Source organism: Halopseudomonas salegens (assembly GCF_900105655.1).
Classification (GTDB): Bacteria; Pseudomonadota; Gammaproteobacteria; order Pseudomonadales; family Pseudomonadaceae; genus Halopseudomonas; species Halopseudomonas salegens.
In genome coordinates this window covers 3450337-3473366 of record NZ_LT629787.1, presented here as the reverse complement: position 1 = coordinate 3473366, position 23030 = coordinate 3450337, and the positions used below count along the sequence as shown (strand labels likewise).

The 23030-nt window shown below is 60.4% G+C and carries 22 protein-coding genes and 1 riboswitch; of the genes, 3 read left to right on the top strand and 19 right to left on the bottom strand.

All coding sequences use genetic code 11. The annotated features are described in order from the left end of the window. Window positions 1–8: 8 nt before the first annotated feature. Together BLU07_RS16105 and BLU07_RS16100 are read right to left on the bottom strand one after the other, a co-directional pair. Window positions 9–2306: an ABC transporter permease subunit gene (locus BLU07_RS16105; protein ID WP_197675028.1), complete on the bottom strand. Its 2298-nt coding sequence runs from the start codon at window positions 2304–2306 to the stop codon at window positions 9–11. A gap of 207 nt (window positions 2307–2513) precedes the next feature. Next, window positions 2514–3488 carry a PstS family phosphate ABC transporter substrate-binding protein gene (locus tag BLU07_RS16100; protein ID WP_092388965.1) on the bottom strand — a complete coding sequence of 325 codons (975 nt, stop codon included), beginning with the start codon at window positions 3486–3488 and terminating at the stop codon, window positions 2514–2516. A 252-nt stretch (window positions 3489–3740) separates the two neighbouring features. Between BLU07_RS16100 and BLU07_RS16095 the strand changes: the two genes are divergently transcribed. Genes BLU07_RS16095 through BLU07_RS16085 form a run of 3 tightly spaced genes read left to right on the top strand, consistent with a single transcriptional unit; the run spans window position 3741 to window position 6085 of the window. Next, on the top strand, window positions 3741–4133 hold the full coding sequence (locus tag BLU07_RS16095) for an acyl-CoA thioesterase (protein WP_092388963.1): 393 nt from the start codon (window positions 3741–3743) through the stop codon (window positions 4131–4133). A 12-nt stretch (window positions 4134–4145) separates the two neighbouring features. Further along, window positions 4146–4715 carry a TRAP transporter small permease subunit gene (locus BLU07_RS16090; protein ID WP_092388961.1) on the top strand — a complete coding sequence of 190 codons (570 nt, stop codon included), beginning with the start codon at window positions 4146–4148 and terminating at the stop codon, window positions 4713–4715. Next, window positions 4715–6085, top strand: a complete 1371-nt coding sequence (locus BLU07_RS16085; protein WP_092388959.1) for a TRAP transporter large permease — start codon at window positions 4715–4717, stop codon at window positions 6083–6085. The genes BLU07_RS16090 and BLU07_RS16085 overlap by 1 nt, the downstream gene beginning before the upstream one ends. A gap of 1 nt (window position 6086) precedes the next feature. On the opposite strand, the gene BLU07_RS16080 is transcribed toward BLU07_RS16085, so the two are convergent. From BLU07_RS16080 to uvrD, 17 genes are all read right to left on the bottom strand, one after another. Then, complete coding sequence (locus BLU07_RS16080; RefSeq protein ID WP_092388957.1) at window positions 6087–6296, bottom strand: BrnA antitoxin family protein; 210 nt, start codon at window positions 6294–6296, stop codon at window positions 6087–6089. Further along, a complete protein-coding gene (locus tag BLU07_RS16075; RefSeq protein WP_092388955.1) occupies window positions 6289–6582 on the bottom strand; it encodes a BrnT family toxin in 294 nt (97 codons plus the stop codon). The genes BLU07_RS16080 and BLU07_RS16075 overlap by 8 nt, the downstream gene beginning before the upstream one ends. Window positions 6583–6670: 88 nt before the next feature. Further along, a complete protein-coding gene (locus BLU07_RS16070; RefSeq protein ID WP_092388953.1) occupies window positions 6671–7414 on the bottom strand; it encodes an adenosylcobinamide-GDP ribazoletransferase in 744 nt (247 codons plus the stop codon). After that, window positions 7402–7980: a histidine phosphatase family protein gene (locus BLU07_RS16065; protein WP_092388951.1), complete on the bottom strand. Its 579-nt coding sequence runs from the start codon at window positions 7978–7980 to the stop codon at window positions 7402–7404. The genes BLU07_RS16070 and BLU07_RS16065 overlap by 13 nt, the downstream gene beginning before the upstream one ends. Further along, window positions 7977–9032 carry a nicotinate-nucleotide--dimethylbenzimidazole phosphoribosyltransferase gene (cobT, locus tag BLU07_RS16060; protein WP_092388949.1) on the bottom strand — a complete coding sequence of 352 codons (1056 nt, stop codon included), beginning with the start codon at window positions 9030–9032 and terminating at the stop codon, window positions 7977–7979. The genes BLU07_RS16065 and cobT overlap by 4 nt, the downstream gene beginning before the upstream one ends. Then, window positions 9029–9550, bottom strand: coding sequence for a bifunctional adenosylcobinamide kinase/adenosylcobinamide-phosphate guanylyltransferase (gene cobU, locus BLU07_RS16055; RefSeq protein ID WP_092388947.1), 522 nt, complete (start codon window positions 9548–9550; stop codon window positions 9029–9031). The genes cobT and cobU overlap by 4 nt, the downstream gene beginning before the upstream one ends. Beyond that, entirely contained in the window at window positions 9538–11019 is a 1482-nt protein-coding gene (locus BLU07_RS16050) for a cobyric acid synthase (RefSeq protein ID WP_092388945.1), read from the bottom strand. Before BLU07_RS16050 ends, cobU begins: the two co-directional genes overlap by 13 nt. After that, window positions 11016–12035, bottom strand: coding sequence for a threonine-phosphate decarboxylase CobD (cobD, locus tag BLU07_RS16045; RefSeq protein ID WP_092388943.1), 1020 nt, complete (start codon window positions 12033–12035; stop codon window positions 11016–11018). The genes BLU07_RS16050 and cobD overlap by 4 nt, the downstream gene beginning before the upstream one ends. Next, the gene (gene cbiB, locus BLU07_RS16040) at window positions 12028–12957 is read right to left on the bottom strand and encodes an adenosylcobinamide-phosphate synthase CbiB (protein ID WP_092388942.1); all 930 of its coding nucleotides are present in this window, start codon (window positions 12955–12957) and stop codon (window positions 12028–12030) included. The genes cobD and cbiB overlap by 8 nt, the downstream gene beginning before the upstream one ends. Then, window positions 12957–13748, bottom strand: coding sequence for a cobalamin-binding protein (locus tag BLU07_RS16035; RefSeq protein WP_172830123.1), 792 nt, complete (start codon window positions 13746–13748; stop codon window positions 12957–12959). The genes cbiB and BLU07_RS16035 overlap by 1 nt, the downstream gene beginning before the upstream one ends. After that, window positions 13745–14395 (bottom strand): 5,6-dimethylbenzimidazole synthase, encoded by a 651-nt coding sequence (gene bluB / locus BLU07_RS16030; protein ID WP_092388938.1) that lies wholly within the window; start codon window positions 14393–14395, stop codon window positions 13745–13747. The genes BLU07_RS16035 and bluB overlap by 4 nt, the downstream gene beginning before the upstream one ends. Beyond that, window positions 14392–15684 (bottom strand): cobyrinate a,c-diamide synthase, encoded by a 1293-nt coding sequence (locus BLU07_RS16025; RefSeq protein ID WP_092388936.1) that lies wholly within the window; start codon window positions 15682–15684, stop codon window positions 14392–14394. The genes bluB and BLU07_RS16025 overlap by 4 nt, the downstream gene beginning before the upstream one ends. Continuing rightward, complete coding sequence (gene cobO / locus BLU07_RS16020) at window positions 15681–16292, bottom strand: cob(I)yrinic acid a,c-diamide adenosyltransferase (protein ID WP_092388934.1); 612 nt, start codon at window positions 16290–16292, stop codon at window positions 15681–15683. The genes BLU07_RS16025 and cobO overlap by 4 nt, the downstream gene beginning before the upstream one ends. Next, window positions 16289–16867, bottom strand: coding sequence for a hypothetical protein (locus BLU07_RS16015; RefSeq protein WP_092388932.1), 579 nt, complete (start codon window positions 16865–16867; stop codon window positions 16289–16291). The genes cobO and BLU07_RS16015 overlap by 4 nt, the downstream gene beginning before the upstream one ends. Before the next feature lie 57 nt (window positions 16868–16924). Continuing rightward, entirely contained in the window at window positions 16925–18808 is a 1884-nt protein-coding gene (gene btuB, locus BLU07_RS16010) for a TonB-dependent vitamin B12 receptor (RefSeq protein WP_407920081.1), read from the bottom strand. A 114-nt stretch (window positions 18809–18922) separates the two neighbouring features. Beyond that, window positions 18923–19167: riboswitch (cobalamin riboswitch) on the bottom strand. 102 nt (window positions 19168–19269) lie between these two features. Beyond that, window positions 19270–20367 (bottom strand): TRAP transporter substrate-binding protein, encoded by a 1098-nt coding sequence (locus tag BLU07_RS16005; RefSeq protein ID WP_092388928.1) that lies wholly within the window; start codon window positions 20365–20367, stop codon window positions 19270–19272. A 289-nt stretch (window positions 20368–20656) separates the two neighbouring features. Then, window positions 20657–22828: a DNA helicase II gene (gene uvrD, locus BLU07_RS16000; protein WP_092388926.1), complete on the bottom strand. Its 2172-nt coding sequence runs from the start codon at window positions 22826–22828 to the stop codon at window positions 20657–20659. Window positions 22829–23030: the final 202 nt, after the last annotated feature.

Sequence of the window (23030 nt, the reverse complement as noted above, 5' to 3'; positions counted from 1 at the left end):
ATGGCCGATTACAGGCTGCTGTAGCGCGTGCGCAGACGCTGGCGAATGATTTCTGCCGCGGTGTTGACCACAAAGGTCATCGCCAACAGCACCAGAGCAGCCAGGAACAGTACGCGGAAGTGAGAAGAGCCCACTGCGGTTTCCGGCAATTCGACAGCAATATTGGCGGACAGGGTGCGCATCCCTTCAAAGATATTGAAGTTGACCACCGGGCTGTTACCGGTCGCCATCAAGACGATCATGGTTTCACCCACTGCACGCCCGAAGCCCATCATCACTGCGGAGAAAATCCCCGGGCTGGCAGTGGGCAGCACCACACCCACGACTGTCTGCCAACTGGTAGCCCCGAGTGCCAGCGAGCCCTGGGTCAAGTGTCTGGGCACCGTAAATACGGCATCTTCAGCAATCGAAAAGATGGTCGGAATCACTGCAAAGCCCATGGCGATACCGACGATCAAGGCGTTGCGCTGATCATAGGTAATGCCTACATCGGTAAACCACTGGCGCATGCTGCCGCCAAAGAACCAGACTTCGATCAGCGGGCTCATGGTGACCGCCAACCAGCCAAAGGCCAGAATAATCGGCACCAGCAATGCCGCTTCCCAGCCATCGGGGATACTCTGACGGATTGAACGAGGCACTACTGTTGACCAAAACCAGGCAAACAACAGCATGATGGGCGGTAATAACAGCAGAATACTGAAGATTGCCGGCAAGTGGTCCTCTGCAAAAGGTGCCAGCCAGAGACCAGCCAGAAAGCCGAGAATAACCGTTGGCAAGGCTTCCATGATTTCGATGCTGGGTTTGACGAAGCCACGCAGCTTGGGCGTCATGAAGTAGGCGGTATAAATCGCCCCGGCAATCGCCAGCGGCATGGCGAACAGCATGGCATAGAAGGCGGCTTTCAGCGTACCAATGGTCAAGGGCGTCAAACTGAACTTGGACTCGAATTCATCCGACCCCGATGACGACTGCCAAATGAATTCCGGGTCGCTGCGTCCTTCATACCAGACACGATTCCACAACGCATTGAGGGACAATTGCGGGTGTTCGTTCCAGACTTCAGCGACGTGGATATTTCCATCTGGCGTTTTCGCCAGCAACATGCCATTAAGCGGTGAAATGGTCACTCGAGTAATCGGCTGATCGACGTACTGTTGCAGATACAGGGTACGCGCCGAGGTGCCGTAATGGATGCCGATATGACCCTCGGCATCACCGGCAACAAAACCCTTGCGGTTGTATTCCGGCGCCAGACTGGTAATGGCCGCAGAATGCGAGCGGAAGTCGCGCACATGCTCCAGGTCGTAATTGTTGTTCTCGTCACGGACCAGGAACCACTGACTCAGCTCGCCGCGCTCGGTGCCGACAATCAGGGATACCGTACCGTTGAGCAACTCGATCGCGGTAATCGGGCTGCCATTACCAGCATCCACCGACTGCACCAGGCGTGCCTTGGCTGGCTCACTGACATCGTAGTAGTGAATCTGACCGGTCGTGTCGACCACAAACAGGTTGCGCAGCTGCTGATCCAGCAACATTTTCATCGGCTCGCCTGGTACCGCAGGCAGAGTAAACCGCTCTACCTGAGCGGAGGTTTCCCCGGTCATCAAGTTGCTGCGAGTGGTAATATTGGCCAGCACCAGGCGTTGATCTTCCGTGTAACCGGCTATCAGTGTGGCCTCCCGGCCGCGTGTGCGACGCTCAATGGCGACATGGCGCAATGCAGCACCCTGCTCATCCAACTCGATCGGCTGATTACCGAGCGGGTATTTGAACATGGGGGCGATGTGCCGCACCCCGTCCGGGAACGTCAGGTCATAATCGTGCTCGACCACCAGCACCTGGCCATTGCTCAGGCCTTGAACAACAATGTTCGAGCTCGGGTTGCCCGAGGCAAAGCTGGTAACGCTGGCGTCTTCAGGCAAACCCATATCAAGCTCGGCGCGCACACTGCCATCGTCCAACTGGAAAAAGGTGGCGTGGCCATCATCCGTATACTGGAAGCCCAGCTCTTCATAGCGCTCAATCAATAGCGCTTGCGTCTCAGACTCGGTGACTGGCAGTTCCAGCGTCACCATAGGCGTGACTGTTGCACCGCGAAAAATCGGTGCAACCTCGTAGAACAAATAGACAAAAATCATCGCCAGGGCGAATACCACGCCAAAGCCAGCCGCGCTGATACCCCAGCGTGACAGCGTATCCTTGCGGGCACGCCGCTTGCGCAAGCGTTGCCGCGCATTGGTATCGGGAAGCAGAGATGGCGCAGGTTCGCTCTCCGCCATGGTTCTCGTCAGATCAGTCATAATGGGCTACTCGCAGGTCACTGCCATGGTGCCGCTCAGGCTAATGGCTTTATATGACAGGATTGTTACACCGCGGGAAAAATTGCCTGGCTATCAACTAACGGCGATTCGTTGCCTTTGAGTCTGCCTACGGCAACAGTACAAGACACAAAAAAAGGGGCCTGGTTAGGCCCCCTCTTCAGCTTCCATTCCATGGAAACGAACGAATCAGTCGATGCCCAATTCGCCCATTACACGCTGACCAATCGAGTTGGGCAGAGTAACAAAACCATCACGATGTACTACGCCCTGGCCTTCCTTGCTATACAGCATGCGAACGAATTCACGGGTCAACGGATCCAGATCTTCGTTCGGGTTCTTGTTGATGTAAACGTACAGGTAGCGGGCCAGCGGATAGTCACCAGAAGCCGCATTTTCAGAGTTGGCTTCAAAATACTCACCACCGTCTTCGGCAGCCAGTGGCACTACGCGAACACCTGAAGTACGGTAGCCGATACCGGAATAACCGATACCGTTGATGGACTCGGTCACACCCTGAACCACTGAGGAAGAACCCGGCTGTTCGTTGATGCTGGACTTGTAGTCACCACCGCACAGAGCGCTGTCCTTGAAGAAACCATAGGTACCAGATACAGCGTTACGGCTATAGATGGCAAAGTCACGGTTGCTCCAGGCACCGGTCAGACCCAACTGGCCCCAACGGGTAATGTCTTCACTGCCACCACAACGGCGAGTGGCTGAGAAAACCGCGTCAACTTCCGGAAGGGTCATGCCCTTGATCGGGTTATCCTTGTTGACGTATACGGCAACCATGTCAACCGCAACCGGCATAGCATAAGGTGCATAGCCATGGCGCTCTTCAAAGGTCTGGACTTCAGTGTCACGCATGGCACGACTCATCGGAGCCAGGTTGGCAGTCCCTTCGGTGATCGCCGGCGGTGCAGTAGATGAACCAGCGCCCTGAATCTGGATATTGACGTTGGGATAGAGCTTGTTGAACTCTTCAGCCCACAGGGTCATCAGGTTGTTCAGGGTATCGGAACCGATACTGGACAGGTTGCCCGAGATACCGCCGACACGCTCATACGTGGGCAGGTTCGGATCTACTTCAGCGACACTAACGGTGCTGAATGCAGCAGCGCTGGCAATACTTACGGCGACACAGAGTTGCTTCAGTTTCATGCTTGTCTCCTTGAGAGGACGTGTTTGGCATCACGTGGCTCAGTATCGGGATGCGATATGACAACTCTATGCCCGAAATATGACAGTTTGGTTAAATCACGACCGGATCAGGAGGCTTGCAGGCAAATTCTTGCGCGCTTTTGATTGAGACTGGACAGCGCAGGTCGTAATATAGCGCCGCCTGCCACTTGTCAAGCATGATACAGAATGCTTAAGTGACCCAATAACTACAATGGCCATTACGAGACTGACATGAATGATGTTGATCAGGATCCGATTCCACAGGGTGAATTGGCACTCAAGGTAACCGCACTGCCGCGAGACGCCAACGCCTGGGGAGACATTTTCGGCGGTTGGCTGGTTTCACAAATGGACCTCGCCGGCACGGGTACCGCCTCACGCATTGCCCGCGGCCGCGTCGCCACCGTGGCGATCGACCGTATGGGCTTTATGGTCCCGGTCCCGGTCGGTGCGCAGCTGGCGTTTTACTGCCTGGTGCAGGACATTGGCCGCAGCTCGATGAAGATTCAGGTCGAAGTCTGGAGCGAAGATCTGGCGCATGACGAGTGCCGCAAGGTCACCGAAGCCACCTTCGTGTTTGTTGCCATTGATGACCGTGGCCGCACCCGGATCATTCCATCCTGAATACTGGTCACCATGCCCGATACCCTGTTGCAGCTCGGCCTGCCACTCGCCAACGCCATTGACCGCCTGAACCGTACACTGGGTCGAGCTTTGGCCTGGCTCAGCGTTCTCCTGGTTCTGTTTACCGTAACCGTGGTAGTGCTGCGCTATGGCTTTGAACGGGGCAACACGGCCCTGCAGGAACTTACCCTGTATGCCCACGGACTGATGTTTCTCGGTGCCGCCGCCTGGGCCCTGCAACGAGACAGCCACGTGCGGGTAGATGTGTTCTACCGCCGCTTTTCCCGCCAGCGCCAGGCACTGATTGATCTCATCGGTACCTTGTTCCTGCTTTTGCCCATGTGCCTGTTCCTGGCATGGAACTGCTGGGATTACGTAGCCAATTCCTGGGCCCGCCAGGAAACATCCGCTGATACCGGCGGCCTGCCATTCGTCTTTATTCAGAAAAGTTTCATTCTGCTGTTGATCGCCACACTCTTCTTGCAAGCACTGGCACAGGTCATCAAAACCCTGGCCGTATGCCGTGGGCTGCGCAGCGACTTCCTTGAGCACCCTGACGACCACCAGGACGAGGTACTCTGATGGGCCTCGAATGGATCGCCGTCCTGCTTTTCATCTGTATCTGCCTGGCGCTGATGCTGGGCTTTCCGGTGGCCTTTACCCTGGGTGGGCTGTCACTTCTGTTTGCCGGCGCCGGCATGCTGTTTGGCGTCTTCGAGCCCGGTTTTCTCGGCGCCCTGCCCAGCCGTCTGTTCGGCACCATGAACAACCAGACATTGCTCGCCGTGCCCCTGTTCGTGTTTATGGGCGTCATGCTGGAAAAATCGCGCATTGCCGAAGACCTGCTGGATGCCATGTCACGTCTGTTCGGCAGCCTGCGCGGCGGGCTGGCGATTGCGGTCTGCCTGGTCGGTGCCCTGCTCGCAGCCAGTACCGGCATTGTCGGCGCCACCGTGGTCACTCTGGGTTTGCTGGCCCTGCCAACCATGCTCAAGCGTGGTTATGACCCGGCTGTCGCCACCGGCACCCTGGCTGCAACCGGGACGCTGGGGCAGATCATTCCGCCATCCATCGTCCTGGTGTTGCTGGGTGATGTGCTGTCCAGCGCTTACCAGCAGGCGCAACTGCGCCAGGGCATTTTTTCGCCGCAGACGGTCAGCGTCGGTGACCTCTTTGTCGGCGCCCTGTTGCCCGGCATTCTGCTGATCGGCCTGTATCTGCTCTATCTACTGTTTATGGCCTGGTGGCGACCGGAGAAGATGCCGGCCCTGCCGGTTGATGAACTGCCAACCATCAGTCTGCCGCGCCTACTGCTCAGCCTGTTCGCGCCATTGCTGTTGATCATGTCGGTGCTCGGCTCGATCCTCGTCGGTATCGCCACCCCGACCGAAGCAGCGGCCGTCGGTGCTCTGGGTGCCAGCCTGCTGGCCCTGCTCAAGCGGCGCCTGACTGTACGTCGTTTGCAGTCAGTTGCCGAATCCACCACCCTGATCAGCGCCATGGTGTTCATGATTCTGATCGGCGCCTCGATTTTCTCGCTGGTATTCCGTGGTTTTGGTGGTGAAGACCTGATACACGGCCTGTTCAATGCCCTGCCCGGCGGACTGTTTACCGCCACCCTGCTGGTGATGCTGCTGATCTTTCTGCTCGGCTTTATTCTCGACTTTATCGAGATCACCTTTGTGGTGGTGCCCATTGTCGGCCCGGTGTTGCTGGCCATGGGGCTGGACCCGATCTGGCTCGGTGTAATGATTGCGCTGAACCTGCAAACCTCTTTCCTCACACCGCCCTTCGGCTTTGCGCTCTTCTATCTGCGCGGCGTGACACCACTCAGCGTGCCCACTACAGCGATCTACAAAGGCGTACTGCCCTTTATTGCCATTCAGATACTGTTGCTGATCATCGCCGCCATCTGGCCGGGCCTGATTACCTGGCTGCCCGGAAAGATGTGAGCTATTGCCAGCTTAACTTGAGATCTTTCTGTGACTGGGCGCAGTCACGCAAATAGAGATTGATCAAGCTCTGGTAGGGCAGATCCTTTTCTTCGGCTAATTGCTTGAAGTAGGCAATGGTGTCCTCATCCAGCCGGATCGTCACCTGCTTCTTCAGTTTCTTCGCGTAAGGGTTCTTGACCGATTCGGAGAAATCATAATGGTCACGCATATCTATACTCCTGATATACCTTGGTCTCACGCTTGTTGGCCCTGCGCGCTGAGATTATGCGGATTGATTCGCCATCTCTGATGCAGTGGCACACCAGCAGGAGACGTGCATTTATACTGGTGCCGAGCAGAATAAATCGGTCTTCTTCGCCAGAGTGGTCGGGGTCGGCAATCAAGCGACCATACTCATCGGTAAAAACTGACCTTGCTTCATCAAAGGAAACGCCATGTTTCTTTTGATTAGCCGCATCCTTACGCAAATCCCACTCAAATATCAGCTGACTCATAACTTATATTGTAGTTACATTGTAGTTATTTTCAAGGTGGTGCGATTGGTCATGTCTCGCCGATTCACTGGTTGACTAGATTAGAGGCTTATGCGACTCCAAACGTCAGAAAAAGTGCCAGGCCAACCATTACCGTACACTCGACCAGTTCAACTGTGGCTCCGGCCGTGTCACCGGTAGTGCCGCCCAGCCGTTGCAGGAAGCGCCAGCCGGCCCAGCTGCAGGTGACGGCCGCCATGGCCATTGCCAGCAGGCCAGTCCAGCCGAGTGCCAACATCAGCAGGCCATGCACCAGCAGTATGCCGAGCAGGCTTTTTCGCGGCAGATTGGCGGCCATGGTCGCGCCCAGGCCGTTGGCGCGCACGTAGGGTAGCCAGAGCAACAAGATTGGCAGGCAGCTGCGACCGAGCCAGGGGGCGAGTAGCAGGGCCCAGTAAAGCTCGTATTGCAGCAGGCTATAGAGCGCGGCCCATTTAAGCAGCAACACCAATACAAGAGCAGTGACCCCCATGGGGCCGCAGGCCGGGTCTTTCATGATTGCCAGGGTGCGCTCGCGATCGCCATAACCACCCACCCAGGCATCCACCGTATCGGCCAGACCATCCAGATGCAGCGCGCCACTGGCGACAACCCACAGAGCCAGCACCAAGACGGCCAGCAGCGGCGGGGAGACTGAGCTGAGCAACCAGGCCAGGCTCGCCAACACACCACCCAACAGCAGACCAACCAAGGGGTAATAGAGCAATGAACGCCCCTGCTCCGCCGGGCTGGGCGCGCGCGGCAAACGAATCGGTAGCCGAGTCAAAAATTGCAGCGCTATCAGCAAGGGCATTCGCTCAATTCTCCGTCGATATCCAGCCGCAGGCGGAACAGCCCGGCATGGGGGACTTCAACCTGCAACAGGTCTTTGGCCGGCAAACCCCGGGCCCGGGCCAGCAGCAAGCGCATGACGCCACCGTGGGTGACCACCAGCAAATGCTGCTGCGGATGCGTCTGTTGAAATGCTGTGATGGTGGTAAGCACGCGATCAGCAAAGGCGGCCATGGGTTCAGCCTCAGGCGGGGTATAGGCATAGGGGTCCGCCCAGAACTGCCCCAACGCATCGGCGCTGGTCTGCATCAATTCACTGGCACTACGGCCTTCCCAGCAGCCGAAATGCAATTCGCGCAGCCCCGGTGCAAGAATCATCGGACAGGCGTGGCTTTCAGCCGCTGTGGCGGCAAAGTCGGCGCAGCGCTGCAAGGGCGAACTGATCACCGCCGACCAGCCATTGCGCCCGGCCAGGCTGGCCTGCATCTGCTGCCAACCCTGGGGCGTCAGCGCATCATCAATACTGCCGCGAAATCCGCCGCCCTGTTTGGTTTCGCCATGGCGCAGCAGGTCCAGAATAAGGGTCATGCCAACCCCCGCGCCACGCCAGCACTGGCAAAGCTGGCCATACGGTTGTGCAGCAAACAGGTCTGGCGTAGCAAAGGCACGGCAAGCGCGGCGCCGGAACCTTCGCCGAGGCGCAACCCCAAATGCAACAAAGGCTCTGCCTGCAAGGCGGCCAGGAGCGCGGCATGGCCGGGTTCGGCCCCCTGATGACTGAACAGCCACCAGTCGCGACTGGACGGGTTGAGGCGTGCGGCGCAGAGTGCCGCAGCACTGGCAATGTAGCCATCCACCAATACCGGCAAGGCCAACTGGGCGGCGCTGATATAAGCGCCAACCAGTGCTGCCAGCTCCAACCCGCCAACATGGCACAGCCAGTCAAATGGCTCGTTGCAGGCTGGCCTATGCAAGGCCAGCGCCTGATCAATCACCGCTGCTTTGTGCACGACGCCTTTGGCATTCAGCCCGGTACCCGGGCCAACCAGTGCCTTGGCCGGTTGATCCAGCAGCGCACAGGCCAGGGCGCAAGCCGCCGTGGTATTACCAATACCCATCTCCCCGCCGATAAAAAGCTCGCAACCCCGGCCAGCCGCTTGCAACACCACCTCACGCCCTGCCGCCATGGCGCGGATACATTGCTCCGGCGTCATCGCCTGTTGCCGCCGCAGATTGGCCGTGCCCGGCGCGATCTGCCAGTGGCGCACACCCGCAAGGTCGCCCAGCGGGGTAGCCAGGCCCAGCGCGTGCAGTTGCATGTCGGCGTGCAGATCCTGCGCCAGCACACTGATGGCCGCGCCACCCTGGGCAAAGTTGGCCAGCATTTGAGCGGTGACCGCTTGCGGATAAGCAGAAACACCTTCAGCGACCACCCCGTGATCAGCCGCAAAGATGGCAATGGTCAGGCGCTCCAGCCGTGGCTGTTCGCTGGCCTGCATCGCCGCCAGCTGCACTGCCAACGCTTCCAGCTGCCCCAGTGAGCCGGCAGGTTTGGTCAATTGCGCCTGCTGCAGGCGGGCGCGCTCAGCATGCGCCTCGCTCGGCTGGGCTACCTTGTTCTGCCACCAGCGTGTGTTCATACCGGCTCACCCTTGAGCACCTGCGGCAAGCCGGCAACGCAGAAGGTCACTCGCTGACAGTGCGCTGCCAGTGCCTGGTGCAGCCAGCCCGCGGCATCCACATAGCGCCGGCTCAGGGCACCCATGGGTACTACACCGAGGCCGGTTTCATTGCTGACCAGAATAATATGACCCGGCAAGTCGGGCAGCAGGGCGAGCAGTTGTTCTGTCTCATTGGCCAGACGGTCAGGTTCATCGGTCAGCAGCAGGTTGCTCAACCACAGGGTCAGGCAATCGACCAATAAACAGCGATCTCCTGCGGCTTCACGCTGCAGGGCGGCGGCCAGCGCCAGCGGCTCCTCGACCAGCCCCCATTCAGCCGGCCGCTGCCCACGATGCCGGGCAATCCGGGCGGCCATTTCATCGTCCAGCGCCTGGGCGGTAGCGATATACACCACCTCAAGGCCGCTGGCTTCAGCCCGGATTTCGGCATGCCGGCTTTTGCCTGAACGCGCGCCGCCAAGGATCAGTTCGTGCATGGCTGGACTCCACATAAGTGCCGCAAGCGTTCGACATCCAGATGCTGTTCAACCAGATCGGCCAGGCGGTCGATATCCCGCACGCGCAGAGCCGAGTAATCCAGCGCCTGAGCCTCTTTCAGGCCAGCCCAGTGCAGCAGCGCAGCGCTGGCCGCCGGCTGTTCGAACAAGCCATGCAGGTAACTGCCCGCGATCTGGTTGTCGGTACTGAGCACACCATCCGGGGTGCCATCGTCGAGCCGCACCAGAGGCCGTTGCAGCGCTGGTCCCTGACTGCGTCCGGCGTGAATTTCATAACCCGTCAGTGGCACCTGATCAGCACCTTCAGGGCTAAACTGCACATGCCCGCTGACCCGGGTCAGGCGTTTGTGCGCCGTCAGCTCGGTACGGAAGGCCAGAAAGCCGAGGCCTTCGCTGCTGCCGGGCTCACCTTCCAGCCCCAGCGGATCAGCCACCTGTTCACCCAGCATCTGCAAGCCACCGCAAATACCCAGCAGCTTGCCGCCGTAGCGCAGATGGCGCTGTACATCCGCATCCCAACCCTGCTCACGCATAAACTGCAGATCACTGCGCACACTTTTCGAGCCAGGCAAAATGATCAGATCAGCGGCCGGCAAGGCCTGGCCAGGGCCGATAAAGTGCAGATCCACCTGGGGATGCAGGCGCAAAGGATCAAAGTCGGTATGGTTGCTGATGCGCTTGAGTACCGGCACCACGACCTTGAGCACCGGCCCCTGTTTGGCCGGCTGGCGGGTATTGACCGCATCTTCGGCTTCCAGATGCAGGTCATGCAGGTAAGGCAGCACGCCCAGCACCGGCTTGCCGGTGTGCTGCTCCAGCCAGTCCAGCCCCGGCTTGAGCAGGGCGATATCGCCGCGAAAGCGGTTGATGACAAAGCCTTTGACCCGCGCCTGCTCGCTGGCGGACAGCAACGCCAGAGTACCGACCAGGTGCGCGAAGACGCCGCCCTTGTCGATATCGGCAATCAGTAGCACCGGGCAGTCAACCGCTTCGGCAAAGCCCATATTGGCAATATCACCGGCACGCAGATTGATTTCTGCCGGCGAGCCGGCGCCTTCCACCAGCACGGCCTGATAACGCTGGCACAGACGTTGGTGCGAGGCCAACACCGCCTTGAGCGCCGTGGGCTTGTACGCGTGGTAACTCACCGCATCCATGCTGCCGACCGGATGGCCGTGAATGATCACCTGGGCGCCGATATCGGTATTGGGTTTCAGCAGTACCGGATTCATATCCGTGTGCGGTTGCAGCCCGGCGGCTTCGGCCTGTACCGCCTGGGCACGGCCAATTTCTCCACCATCGACGGTGACGGCGGCATTCAGCGCCATATTCTGTGGCTTGAACGGCGCCACAGCGACCCCCTGACGCTTGAGCCAGCGACACAGGGCTGTGACCAGGGTACTTTTGCCGGCATCCGAGGTGGTGCCCTGGATCATCAATGTACTCATAGTACGTTCTCCACGGTAACGTCTGCGGGAGGTAGCGCCAGAGCCTGCAGTGCTTGTTGCAACCGGTCCCAGCCGGCTTTATTGCCCGGCAAGCCGATACGCACAGCCGCTGGCTGATCGAACAGCCGGGTCAGAATGCCCTGACCGGCCAATTGCTGGTGTAAGCTCGCCGCGGCCGGATGGGGTACCCACTGGAACAGGGCACAGCCGCCGCCGGAGGTAAGACCTTGTTCACTCAGTAGCTGCTGCAAGCGCCGGCCGTCGCGCTGTAAGCGAAGGCGCCAGGCTTGCTGGGTAGCGCGGTCAACCAGTACCTGTTGAGCCACTAGACGCGCCGGACCATTGACTGCCCAGGGGCCAAGTTGCTCTTCCAGTTGTGCCAAGAGCGCAGACTCCGCCAGAACAAAACCAACCCGCGCCCCGGCCAACGCAAAAAACTTGCCCAGTGAGCGCAATACAATCAGTCCGGGGCGGTCGCTGTAGCGGGCCAGGCTGAATTCTGGTTGCAGATCGGCAAAGGCCTCATCCACCAGCAGCCAGCCACCCCGGGCAGCCAGTTCGGCATGCCAGGCCAGCAGGGTATCCGGCGCAAGCAAACGCCCGGTCGGGTTGTTCGGATTGACCAGCACCAGCACGTCGCAGGTATCCAGGGGTGGCTGACTCTCCGTCAGCTCATTCCAGACCTGTACCTGATGCCCGGCACGGGCCCAGGCCTGGGCATGTTCGGCATAACAAGGGCCAAGGATCAGCACCCGGCAGGCAGGGCGCAGCCAGGGCAGCGCCTGAATCGCGGCCTGTGAGCCGGCTACCGGTAACAGGCTGGTAGCCTGATAGTAATCCTGCGCCGCCACGATCAAGCCATCATCCGGTTCTGGCAGTTGCCGCCAACAACTGGCCGGTAATACGGGCAAGGGCCAGCCCCAGGGCGCCAGCCCGGTGGACAAATCCAGCCAGGCAGCCAGTTTGATGCCGTATTGCTGCGCCGCCTGGCGCAAACGCCCGCCGTGCTCAAGCATGCCAGTACCCTCCGGCCAACCAGAGCAGAAGCGCCAGCCCCACCCAGAGCACGACGCCGCGCCGTACCAGTCTCAAGGCACGCCCGATATCCTGCGGGGCGGCAGCAGGTCCGGCGCCCAGTGTTGGCTTGATGTGCCATTGGCCGTGGTAATGACCGCCACCGCCCAGCTGCAGATTCAAGGCACCGGCGCCGGCGGCCATGACCGGGCCAGCATTCGGGCTGTCCCACTGCGGGGCCTGGGTGCGCCAGCAGGCCAGAGCCTGACAAGTATGGCCGCACAGGGCGTAGGTCAGTGCGACCAGCCGAGCCGGCAGATAGTTCAGGCCATCATCCAGCCGCGCTGCGGCCCAGCCGAAATGCCGGTAACGCGTGGTCCGATAACCCCACATGGCGTCCAGGGTATTGGCCAGGCGATACAGCACCACACCAGGCGCGCCCAGCAGGAGAAACCAGAACAGCGCGGCAAAAACCGCGTCACTGCCATTTTCCAGTACGGATTCGGTGGTTGCCCGCGCTATGCCCTCGGCATCCAGCGCCCGGGTATCGCGGCTGACGATATAGCCCACCCGCTCGCGGGCCAGGTCCAGCTCACCCGCTTCCAGCGCCCGGGCAATGGGTCGACAGTGCTCATTCAGGCTGCGTAGTCCAAGGGCCAGGTAGAGTGCCAGCAGGCATACCAGCCAGCCTACCCAGGGCAGGCTGGCCAGGGCCCAGGTTGCCAGCGTCAGGGGCAACACCGCCAGCAGCCAGGCACAGACACCACGCCACCGGCTTGCCCGCTGCGCTAGTGCCGGTTGATTCAAGCGCCGCTCGAGCCAGCCGGCCAGCCGGCCGAAACCGACCAGCGGGTGCCAGCGCCGGGGCTCGCCCAGTAATTGATCGAGCACCACCCCGGCGAGCAACAGCGGCGCACTGACCATCAGCGCTGGTCCCAGTCCTGTAGCAGACCCTGCAATTGCTGCACGCCGATGGTCAGGGCGGAAATGCCCGGCTGCAGAATGTCCGGAGACTTGATTTCGAACAGCTGCCCATTACGCACGGCCGGTACCGCCTCCCAGCCGGGACGGGCACGCACCTGCTCCGGGCGAAAGCGTTTGCCGCACCAGGAGCCGACGATAATATCCGGTGCCCGACGCACCACCTCCAGCGGGTCGGTAATAAAGCGCTGACGCGCGCGGGCGTGATGGCTCAGCTCGGCAAAGCAATCTTCGCCCCCGGCCATCTCGATCAGCTCGCTGACCCAGCGAATACCGCTGATCAGCGGCTCATTCCACTCCTCAAAATACACTTTTGGTCGTGCCTTGAGTGCTGCGCCCCGAGCCTGCACCTGATCCAGGCCCTGCTGTAACTCGCCGATCAGTTGCTCGGCCTTGTCGCTGCTGCGCACCAGCGCACCCAGGGTATCGATCATCTGGAAAATGCCCTGAATATCGCGCTGATTGAACAGGTGCACCTCCAGCCCTTCGCGCGCCAGTTCAGCGGCAATGTCCGCCTGCAGGTCGCAATAGCCCAATACCAGATCCGGCTTGAGGGCGAGAATTTTCTCTGTTTTGGCGCTGGTAAAGGCCGATACCTTGGGCTTTTCCTTGCGCGCCCGGGGTGGATGCACGGTAAAGCCGGAGATGCCGGCAATGCGATCCTGCTCACCCAGACGGTAGAGCACTTCACAGGTTTCGGTGGACAGACAGACAATGCGCTGCGGTCCTTTCATGTGTGTTCTCCCCATCGATCGGTATACAGCATGCTGTCGAGCGGCTGTACTTGTGCCCAGCCCTGCTCGACCAGCATTGGCTGGGCATAGAATTCGTTAACCGGCCCCAGGCACAGCAAGGCGACCGGCCTGGCGCCGGCAGGCATGGCCAGCAGCTCGGCCACCCCTTGCGGCTCGAACATGGACACCCAACCCAGGCCCAGGCCTTCGGCACGGGCGGCCAACCAGAGGTTCTGGATGGCACAGGCCAGCGAGGCCAGATCCATTTCCGGCAGGGTGCGGCGGCCAAAAACATGGGCTTCACGGCCGTCCGGTAGCGCCGCGACCAGCAACTCGGCACAGTCAAGCAGGCCTTCAACCTTGAGTTGCATAAAATCATCGCTGCGCTCAGCCAGTGCGTGCGCGGTGCGCACCCGCTCTTCTTCAACCAGTGCATGCAATTGCTCACGCAGCCCTGGCTGGGTAATGCGGATAAAGCGCCAGGGCTGCATCAGGCCCACGCTGGGTGCTTGATGCGCAGCTTGCAGCAGGCGCATCAGGACGTCAGGCGCGACACTGCCACCGCTGAAATGGCGCATATCGCGCCGCTCGCGAATCACCCGGTAGATGGCCGCGCGTTCGGCGTCAGAGTAGCCCTGGCTGCTCATGGCCTGAACAGGGCCGCTGCCGCCTGCGGGTTCCCCGGCAGGTAGCAGTGAATGTAAGAGGCCGTCAGCCGACCCAGGCGCCAGACCGCTTCACTGGTGCGCTTGTAGTTGGGGCATTCGCCGCGCACCAAGGGTTCCAGGTCGCATTTGATCGCCGAGTGGTGGAAGGTATGGCCGCGCAGGGTGCCTTCCGGCAGGGCAACGTCCTGCAATGCCAACGCCGTCAGCCGTGGCTGCATGCTGGCTGTGGCGGGTAGCAGACCCAGCAGCTCGGCACTCTGACCCTGTACGTCGGTCAATTGTCGACACAGGTAGAGCATGCCACCGCATTCGGCATGGATCGGCTTGCCGGCAGCATGGTGGTCACGGATGGCTGCGGCCATAGCCTGATTGTTGCCCAGGGCCGCCAGGTGCAGCTCCGGATAGCCGCCGGGCAGGTAGAGACTATCGACCTCCGGCAGGCTGCTGTCGGTCAGCGGGGAGAAAAAGTGCAATTGCGCACCCAAGGCTTCCAGCAGGTCCAGATTGGCCTGATAAAGAAAGGCAAAGGCCGCATCCCGCGCCACACCGATACGTACCCCGGCCAGCAGCGGTGGTATGTCCTCTGCCACTACCGGAGCAAAGCCGACTACGGGGGGCAAGCGGGTATCGGCCGTGGCGGCCAGGGCATCGGCGGCGGCATCCAGTCGGGCATCCAGATCCGCCAACTCGGCGGCCTGCACCAATCCCAGATGGCGGCTGGGCAATTCCACTGCGGCATCGCGGGTCAGCGCGCCAAACCACGCGATACCGGCAGGCAAGGAGTCGCGCAACATCTCGCCATGCCGGGCGCTGCCGACCTTGTTGCCGAGCACCCCGGCAAATGGCAGATCCGCCTGATAGCTGGCCAGGCCATGGGCCATGGCGCCAAAGGTTTGCGCCATGCCCGAGCCATCGATGACCGCCAGTACCGGCACGCCGAAGCGTCGCGCCAGATCAGCTGCCGAGGGAGTGCCGTCAAACAGCCCCATTACCCCTTCAATCAGGATCAGGTCATTGCTGGCAGCGGCTGCAGCCAGCCGGCGCTTGCTTTCCGCTTCGCCAATCATCCACAGATCGAGCTGGTAGACCGGCTGGCCGCTGGCGCGGGCCAGAATCATCGGATCGAGAAAATCCGGACCACACTTGAACACTTGCACACGCCGCCCCTGCCGGCTGTGCAAACGTGCCAGCGCGGCGGTTACCGTGGTCTTGCCCTGGCCAGAGGCCGGGGCGGCGATCAAAACTGCCGGGCACTGTAACTGACTCAAAATTCCACTCCCTTCTGCGCCTTGATACCGGCCTTGAAGGCATGCTTGAGCATGCCCATCTCGGTCACCGTATCAGCGGCTTCAACCAGGGCTGGCGGTGCGCCGCGCCCGGTCACTACCACATGCTGGTGAGCCGGGCGACCGGCGATATCGGCCACCACCTGATCCAGCTCCAGGTATTTGTATTTCAGCGCGATATTCAGCTCATCCATAATCACCAGGGCTACCGCCGGGTCACGCATCAGCTCGACGGCGATGGCCCAGGCGGCCTGCGCCTTGGCGATATCGTCCTGCCGGTCCTGGGTTTCCCAGGTAAAACCGGCACCCATCACGTGGTAACGCACCTGCTCGGGAAAACGGCGGAAAAAGGCCTCTTCCCCGGTGCTGCTGGCGCCCTTGATAAACTGCACGATGCCGACCTGCATGTCGTGACCCAGCGCCCGCGCGGCCATGCCAAAGGCGGAACTGCTTTTGCCCTTGCCGTTACCGGTCAGCACCAGCAAGAGGCCACGCTCATCCCGCGCCTCGGCTATCTTCTGGTCAACCACCACCTTTTTGCGCTGCATGCGCTGGCGATGGCGCTGATCGCGATCGGTGGGCTCGCTCATGCCTTGCGGTCCTGACCCAGCAATCCCTGTTCAGCCAGCAGGTAAAACACCAGATAAACAATCGCCGCTGCCGCTACATACATCGCCAGGTTGCTCAGGTATTGCGGATAGTAAGTGGCAATGCGCTCGACCAGCCCGCCGAAGCTGGTCTCTTCGAAGCGACCGGAGAAAAAGTAGAAACCGCCACTGGAAAACAGGTTGCACACCAGGGCTGCCGTCGCCACGGTCGGCGCCAACACCAGGAGGGTTACCGGGTGATCACGGTGCCAACCGGCGTACAACCGACCGGCAAACCACAGGCTGCCGTAGGCCGGCAACAAGGCCCAGTAAGCCACCGTCATGCAGTGGTGGCCGGCATTGATCCAGCCCACGCTGAGCACGTCCATGACCACCGCCTGCAGGAACAGCACGGGGAAGGCCCAGCGCGGTCGCAGGAACACCCCCGCAAGAAAAAACACCGCCCAGGAGGCGCTGGGCAAATTGACGAGACTGAAGTGCGTGCCGCGCGTCATGGCCATCAACAACACCAGTACAAGACCAACAGCCAACTGGCTGCGTTTGGATAGTGCGATCATGTCATCCTCCTTGGATGGTTTGGTTTCCACTGTTACTTTTACTTGCTGAATGTCCGTCTAGAGCATCTGGTAGCGCACGGTCAGATAACCTGCGCGACCCTGCTGCTGATAGCTGGCCGCGGTTTCGTAGTCGGTATCGAACAGGTTGCTGATCCGTGCCTGCAGGCGCCACTGATGGTTGAAACCATATTCCGCGCGCAGATCAAGGGTGCTGTAGCCGGACAATTCGTTGGTATTGGCAGCGTTGTCCCAGCGGCGACCTTCGGCATGCAGGCTGGCACCCACGGAGACACGGCCAAAGCGGCGATCGACATCCAGATTGAACAGCTGCTCGGGCCGACGGACGAGCAAATCACCCTGCCCCGGTCGCCGCGAACGGTTGGACGGGTCCTGCAAGGTCAGGTTGCCGGCCAGATCCCAGCCCCACCAATGCCCGGCCAGATCCAACTCAATACCCTTGATCACGGCCTTGTTGACGTTCTCCGCCTGCCAGACACCGCCACCCAGGTTCACGCTGGCAATCAGGTCATCTACTTCGTTGCGGAATACATTCACGGCCCAGTTCCCCCAATCGTGCTGACCACGCAGCCCGAGCTCGACGTTGCGTGACGTTTCTTCCTTGATGTCCGGGTTGCCAAAGTTGGGGAAATACAACTGATTGAAGGTCGGCGCCTTGAAGGCGGTACCAATACTGCCGACGGCTTGCAGACTATCGGTGAGTTGAAAGCCGTAGCCCAGATTACCGGTGGTGTGTTGGCCATGCTGTTGGTTGTCGTCATGGCGCAGACCCAGTTGCCATTCATGGCGACCCTGCTGGCCGAGGTACTGGGCGTAATAGCCCAGATTGGTCCGCCGGGCCTTGCGGTAATCGGTGGTGCTGCTCACCTGGTCGGTCAGGTGGTCCATACCCAGGGTCAGCAACTGACCCGGCGCGAGGTCAATATCGTTCTGCCAACCCAGGCTGTCGCGGCGGCTATCGAAGCGGCTGTTGAAGGTACTGCCGTTGAAATTGTCACTCTTGTCTTCGCTGCGCGCGGCTTGCAGGGTGACACGCCAGGGGTCGAGCGGCGCAAAGCGGGCATTCACGCCGTGCGTCTTCAGCACCGCATCGGTGTTGGCCTTGAAGCCGGAATCAAAGTCATTGCTGGAGTGACTTTCCAGCACGTGGCCGTCGATTTCCAGCCCGTTGGCGAAGCGATAACCAAGTTTGAGGTTGGCGGAGAGTTCCCGGTAGCCGTCATTGTCCGGATCCCCCCGCCCCGGGCGAGCATCAATACCCCGGGTCGACAGGCTGCTGACCCCGAGGTTGTACCAGGCATTACCCGCACCGCCCGACACCCCGGCGCTGCCAACATGGTGGTTGCGGCTACCAGCCGTGGCCGACGCCCAGGCTTTGGGCGCGCCCGTGCTGCCCTGACGGGTAAATATCTGGATGACCCCACCGATGGCTTCCGACCCATAGAGGCTGGAACGCGGCCCACGGACAATTTCAATGCGTTCAATCTGTTCAATCGGCAGGTTCTGCAGGGCCGCATTACCGCTGGTTACCGAGCCGACGCGCACGCCATCAATCAGTACCAGTACATGGTCACTGTTGGTGCCGCGAATGCCAATGCTGCTGGATTTGCCGGGGCCGCCATTATTGACTCTCGTTACGCTGGGCGTACGACGCAGAACATCCAGCGCGTCAGTGGCTTGCAGGCGCTCAATCGCGGCGCGATCAATCACACTCACAGCAGCCAGGTTGGCGGCGATCGGTTGGCTGGTGCGGGTCGCGGTGACCACCTGGTGGTCCAGGTGCAGGGGGGCAGCATGGGAAAGGCAGGCACTGGTCATCAAAGCCAGGGCGGAGAAGCCTCTGAAAAACGTAGGCGAGGCAGGCGCAGCAAGGCAGGTAGTTTTGCAGAGGTTTCCCAGGGGCGTGCGTGGCAACATCATCATCTGTGTTCGCTCCGTCGTACTCACCCGTACGACAACTGGTAGCTGATGACAGGCAGCTAGCGAACAGGCAGACGACCACACAAACGGGCCATGCACCCACAGCGCCCGCCGCACTGTCGTGAAATGCAGCAGGCCGGTCTCCGGACTCATGAGCGGACCTGGGTCCGATGATCCCGCCTTCCCGTGATTTTCACAGTGGCGATACAGGATCATCTGCCGCAGCACACCCTGAGGGTGGCGGGCACTCATTTACCGTTGCGGGGGCAGCGCCGGGATTGTTCTGAATAGCAGAACGCACCGGCTTCCCAGTTTCACCCGTTGGCACTTGGCCGTTGGGCACCTGAAGCAGCGATGGAGGTTAGTGGGTTTTGCGGATGGGGTCAATCGGCCGGCGAGCCGTTGACGGCCGCGCCACAGCAAGCGCTCCCTTGACGCTTGCGGTAGTGCTCTGCCTGCGACGCTTAATCGCGCAAGGCATACATCGCTTGCTCACCCAACTGCTGACTCGGCCAGACCTTTTTGCGGAAAGCTTCCATCGAGTCCCAGATTTCGCGGTTGAGTTCGCTGCTGTCAGCGGTTTCTTCCAGCACATCGATAGAGAGTTCGTGCAGGCGAGTCAGCACATCATCCGGGAGTTTGCGCAATTGGACCTGATGCTGGTTAACCAATGTATCCAGCGCTTCGGCATTGCGCAGGGTATATTCGTCGAGCATGGCCTGGTTGGTCGCTCGGGCGGCAGCACGGACAACTTCCTGCAAATCACTTGGCAGTTGCTCGAAAGCTTGCTGGTTGATGGTCAGTTCCAGTACCGCACAGGGCTCCTGCCAGCCGGGGTAATAATAATATTTGCCCGCCTGGTGCAGACCAAAGGCCAGGTCGTTGTAGGGGCTGACCCATTCGGTGGCATCGATAACCCCGGTTTGCAGCGCGGTAAACATTTCACTGCCGGGAATGCTCACGGTGGTAACACCGGCGCGTGACATGACCTCACCGCCAAAACCCGGGATGCGCATTTTCAGCCCGCGCAGGTCATCCAGGCTGTTGATTTCACGATTGAACCAGCCGGCCATCTGCACCCCGGTGTTGCCGCAGGGCAAGGGCATGACGCCAAAATCGGCATAAGCGCGCTGCCAGAGCTCCAGACCACCCGCGTTATACAGCCAGGCATTCATTTCCTGGGCATTCAGGCCGAAGGGCACGGCGGTAAAAAAGGAGGCGGCGGAGGTTTTACCACGCCAGTAGTAGGCTGCACTGTGCCCCAACTCGGCAGTGCCGCCGGCGACGGCATCAAAGACTTCCAGTGCGGGCACCAGTTCACCGGCGGCAAACAGCTGCACCTGCAGACGACCGCCAGAGAGCTGGTTGACCAGGTCGGCAAAGTACTCGGCCGTGGTGCCCAGGCCGGGGAAATTCTTTGGCCAGGACGTGACCATGCGCCAGCGAAAACGCTGTTGTGCCTGGCCCTCGCCTGCTACTGCCGGCTCATCACTGCGGCAACCGCTAAGGGCCGCCGCACCCAAGCCCAGTCCAGCGGCGGTCAGTAGTTCACGTCTTTTCATTTAAAGCTCCAAGTAACCAGCAGCAAGCTAGCTGTGCACACATCATTGTTATTTTTACTCGACACCAAAAATACCGATTAAACCGGTTCGGCATGTTAGCCCAACTGTCACCCACCGGTTCTGGACACGCCGTAAACCCTTCCCTGGGGGCTCGTAGATGCCATCCCTGGCATCTAACGGTCCAGAACCGGTGGGTGACAGTCGGGCTATCAGAGCTTTGTGCAGTCTTTAGACTTTAAAGCCCCGCCCGTTTAAGCCTGAAGCAAAAAACTCTCGGGCACTTCATAAGCTAGAGCGCCTCAAGCTTGGCATAGGCAACCATCAGCCACTTGCTGCCTTCGCCATCAAAATTGACCTGAATGCGGGCTTGTGCGCCCTGGCCTTCGTAATTCAGTACCACACCTTCACCAAACAGGCTGTGCAATACCCGCTGACCCAGGGCAAAACCGGTACTTTCAGTGGCTTCCGCCTGGAACATGTTGTGACGGGGACCGAAGGGGCGGCTGACCTGGTTGCCCAGGCGCACTTCGCGGATCAGTTCGCTGGGTATTTCGCGCACAAAGCGCGAGACCTTGTTGAAGGTTTCGCTACCGTACAGGCGGCGGGTTTCGGCCCAGGTAATCACCAGTTGCTGCATGGCGCGGGTGATACCGACATAGGCCAGGCGGCGCTCTTCTTCCAGCCGGCCCGGCTCTTCCAGACTCATCTTGTGCGGGAACAGGCCTTCTTCGACACCCGCCAGGAACACCAGCGGAAATTCCAGCCCCTTGGCACTGTGCAGGGTCATCAGTTGCACACTGTCTTCATATTGATCAGCCTGGGTATCGCCGGCTTCCAGCGAGGCATGGGCGAGGAAGGCAATCAGCACGTCGCCCTCCGCTTCCAGCTCCGCCTGATCGTTTTCAAAGGCGCGTGCGGCGGACACCAGCTCTTCGAGGTTTTCCACCCGTACCTGGCCTTTGTCGCCCTTTTCATTTTCATGAAAGCGCAGCAGGCCGCTTTGCTCGACCACCTGCTGTACCCGGCTGTGCAGGGGTAAACCCTCGGTACGCTCGGCCAGTTCCTCGATCAGCTGCAGAAAGCCCTGCACGGCGTTGGCGGCACGGCCCGGCAGTGCCTTGAGGTCGATCAGGTCGCAGGCCGCCTGCCAGATCGAGGTGCCGCGCTCCCGTGCCTGCTGGCGCAGGGCTTCGACGGTCTTGTCACCGATGCCCCGGGTCGGCAGGTTGATGATGCGCTCCAGGGCGCCATCGTCATCGCGGTTGCCGACCATGCGCATATAGGCCATGGCGTTCTTGATTTCCGCCCGCTCGAAAAAGCGTTGGCCGCCGTAGATGCGATAGGGCACACCGGCGCGCAACAGGGCTTCTTCCAGTACCCGCGACTGGGCGTTGGAGCGGTAGAGAATGGCCATTTCACTGCGCGCCATGCCTTCGCCCACCGCCTGCTCGATGCGATCAACGATAAAACGCGCTTCGTCCTGTTCATTGAAGCCGGCATACAGGGAAATCGGCTCGCCCTCGCTGCCGTCAGTCCATAACTCTTTGCCCAGACGTCCGGCATTGTTGTCGATCAGCGCGTTGGCGGCGCTGAGGATAGTGGTGGTGGAGCGGTAGTTCTGCTCCAGACGGATCATTTCGGCGTTGGGATAATCCCGCTGGAACTGATGAATATTCTCGATCTTGGCGCCGCGCCAGCCGTAAATCGACTGGTCATCATCACCCACCACCATCAGGCTCGGGCTCTTGCCGGCGATCAGCCGCAGCCAGGCATACTGCACAGCGTTGGTGTCCTGGAATTCGTCGACCAGCATATGCCGGAAACGCGCCTGATACTGTTCCCGCAGGGCATGGTTATCGCGCCAGAGTTCCAGCGAACGCAACAGCAGTTCGGCAAAGTCCACCGAGCCGGCGCGCGCGCAGGCTTCTTCATAGGCCTGGTAGATGCGCACCATGGTAGTCAGGTAGAGATCACCCGACGGCTGGATATGCTGGGGCCGCAGGCCTTCGTCTTTCTGGCCGTTGATCCACCACTGGGCCTGACGCGGCGCCCACTGATTCTCGTCCAGACCGAGTTCACGAACCACCCGCTTGACCAGCCGGAACTGGTCATCACTGTCGAGAATCTGGAACTGCTCAACCAGTCCGGCTTCCTGCCAGTGGGCGCGCAGCAGGCGGTGCGCCAGACCGTGAAAGGTACCGATCCACATGCCGCGGGGCGAAATGCCCAGCAGCTGTTCGATACGCTGGCGCATCTCATGCGCCGCCTTGTTGGTAAAGGTGACCGCAAGAATGCTCCAGGGCGAAGCCTGTTCGACCTCGACCAGCCAGGCAATACGCTGAACCAGCACGCGGGTTTTACCGGAACCGGCGCCAGCCAGCACCAGTTGTTGACCCGGGCTGGCACTGACCGCCTGGCGCTGGGCTTCATTGAGTGAGTCGAGCAGATGCGAAATATCCATCGGCGCATTCTAGCAGGCTGCGTGCCGCCGCCGGAAGAAAAGCCGCAAATGTCCCAATTAGAGGCATTCAGAGGAAAATTTCATACCCCCGGGGGCTGGGCCGGGGCATGCAGCTGGTGTAAGGTTAAGGGATACTCAGGCGGTGCTGCTCGTCCGCCACGTCAAAATTATAACAAGAGACGCCCTGCGTTTTGAGGTACAG

Coding starts and splice junctions, on each gene's coding strand:
- BLU07_RS16105 (WP_197675028.1), bottom strand. CDS start 2,306: ATGACTGATCTGACGAGAACCATGGCGGAGAGCGAACCTGCGCCATCT.
- BLU07_RS16100 (WP_092388965.1), bottom strand. CDS start 3,488: ATGAAACTGAAGCAACTCTGTGTCGCCGTAAGTATTGCCAGCGCTGCT.
- BLU07_RS16095 (WP_092388963.1), top strand. CDS start 3,741: ATGAATGATGTTGATCAGGATCCGATTCCACAGGGTGAATTGGCACTC.
- BLU07_RS16090 (WP_092388961.1), top strand. CDS start 4,146: ATGCCCGATACCCTGTTGCAGCTCGGCCTGCCACTCGCCAACGCCATT.
- BLU07_RS16085 (WP_092388959.1), top strand. CDS start 4,715: ATGGGCCTCGAATGGATCGCCGTCCTGCTTTTCATCTGTATCTGCCTG.
- BLU07_RS16080 (WP_092388957.1), bottom strand. CDS start 6,296: ATGCGTGACCATTATGATTTCTCCGAATCGGTCAAGAACCCTTACGCG.
- BLU07_RS16075 (WP_092388955.1), bottom strand. CDS start 6,582: ATGAGTCAGCTGATATTTGAGTGGGATTTGCGTAAGGATGCGGCTAAT.
- BLU07_RS16070 (WP_092388953.1), bottom strand. CDS start 7,414: ATGCCCTTGCTGATAGCGCTGCAATTTTTGACTCGGCTACCGATTCGT.
- BLU07_RS16065 (WP_092388951.1), bottom strand. CDS start 7,980: ATGACCCTTATTCTGGACCTGCTGCGCCATGGCGAAACCAAACAGGGC.
- cobT (WP_092388949.1), bottom strand. CDS start 9,032: ATGAACACACGCTGGTGGCAGAACAAGGTAGCCCAGCCGAGCGAGGCG.
- cobU (WP_092388947.1), bottom strand. CDS start 9,550: ATGCACGAACTGATCCTTGGCGGCGCGCGTTCAGGCAAAAGCCGGCAT.
- BLU07_RS16050 (WP_092388945.1), bottom strand. CDS start 11,019: ATGAGTACATTGATGATCCAGGGCACCACCTCGGATGCCGGCAAAAGT.
- cobD (WP_092388943.1), bottom strand. CDS start 12,035: ATGCTTGAGCACGGCGGGCGTTTGCGCCAGGCGGCGCAGCAATACGGC.
- cbiB (WP_092388942.1), bottom strand. CDS start 12,957: ATGGTCAGTGCGCCGCTGTTGCTCGCCGGGGTGGTGCTCGATCAATTA.
- BLU07_RS16035 (WP_172830123.1), bottom strand. CDS start 13,748: ATGAAAGGACCGCAGCGCATTGTCTGTCTGTCCACCGAAACCTGTGAA.
- bluB (WP_092388938.1), bottom strand. CDS start 14,395: ATGAGCAGCCAGGGCTACTCTGACGCCGAACGCGCGGCCATCTACCGG.
- cobO (WP_092388934.1), bottom strand. CDS start 16,292: ATGAGCGAGCCCACCGATCGCGATCAGCGCCATCGCCAGCGCATGCAG.
- BLU07_RS16015 (WP_092388932.1), bottom strand. CDS start 16,867: ATGATCGCACTATCCAAACGCAGCCAGTTGGCTGTTGGTCTTGTACTG.
- btuB (WP_407920081.1), bottom strand. CDS start 18,808: ATGATGATGTTGCCACGCACGCCCCTGGGAAACCTCTGCAAAACTACC.
- BLU07_RS16005 (WP_092388928.1), bottom strand. CDS start 20,367: ATGAAAAGACGTGAACTACTGACCGCCGCTGGACTGGGCTTGGGTGCG.
- uvrD (WP_092388926.1), bottom strand. CDS start 22,828: ATGGATATTTCGCATCTGCTCGACTCACTCAATGAAGCCCAGCGCCAG.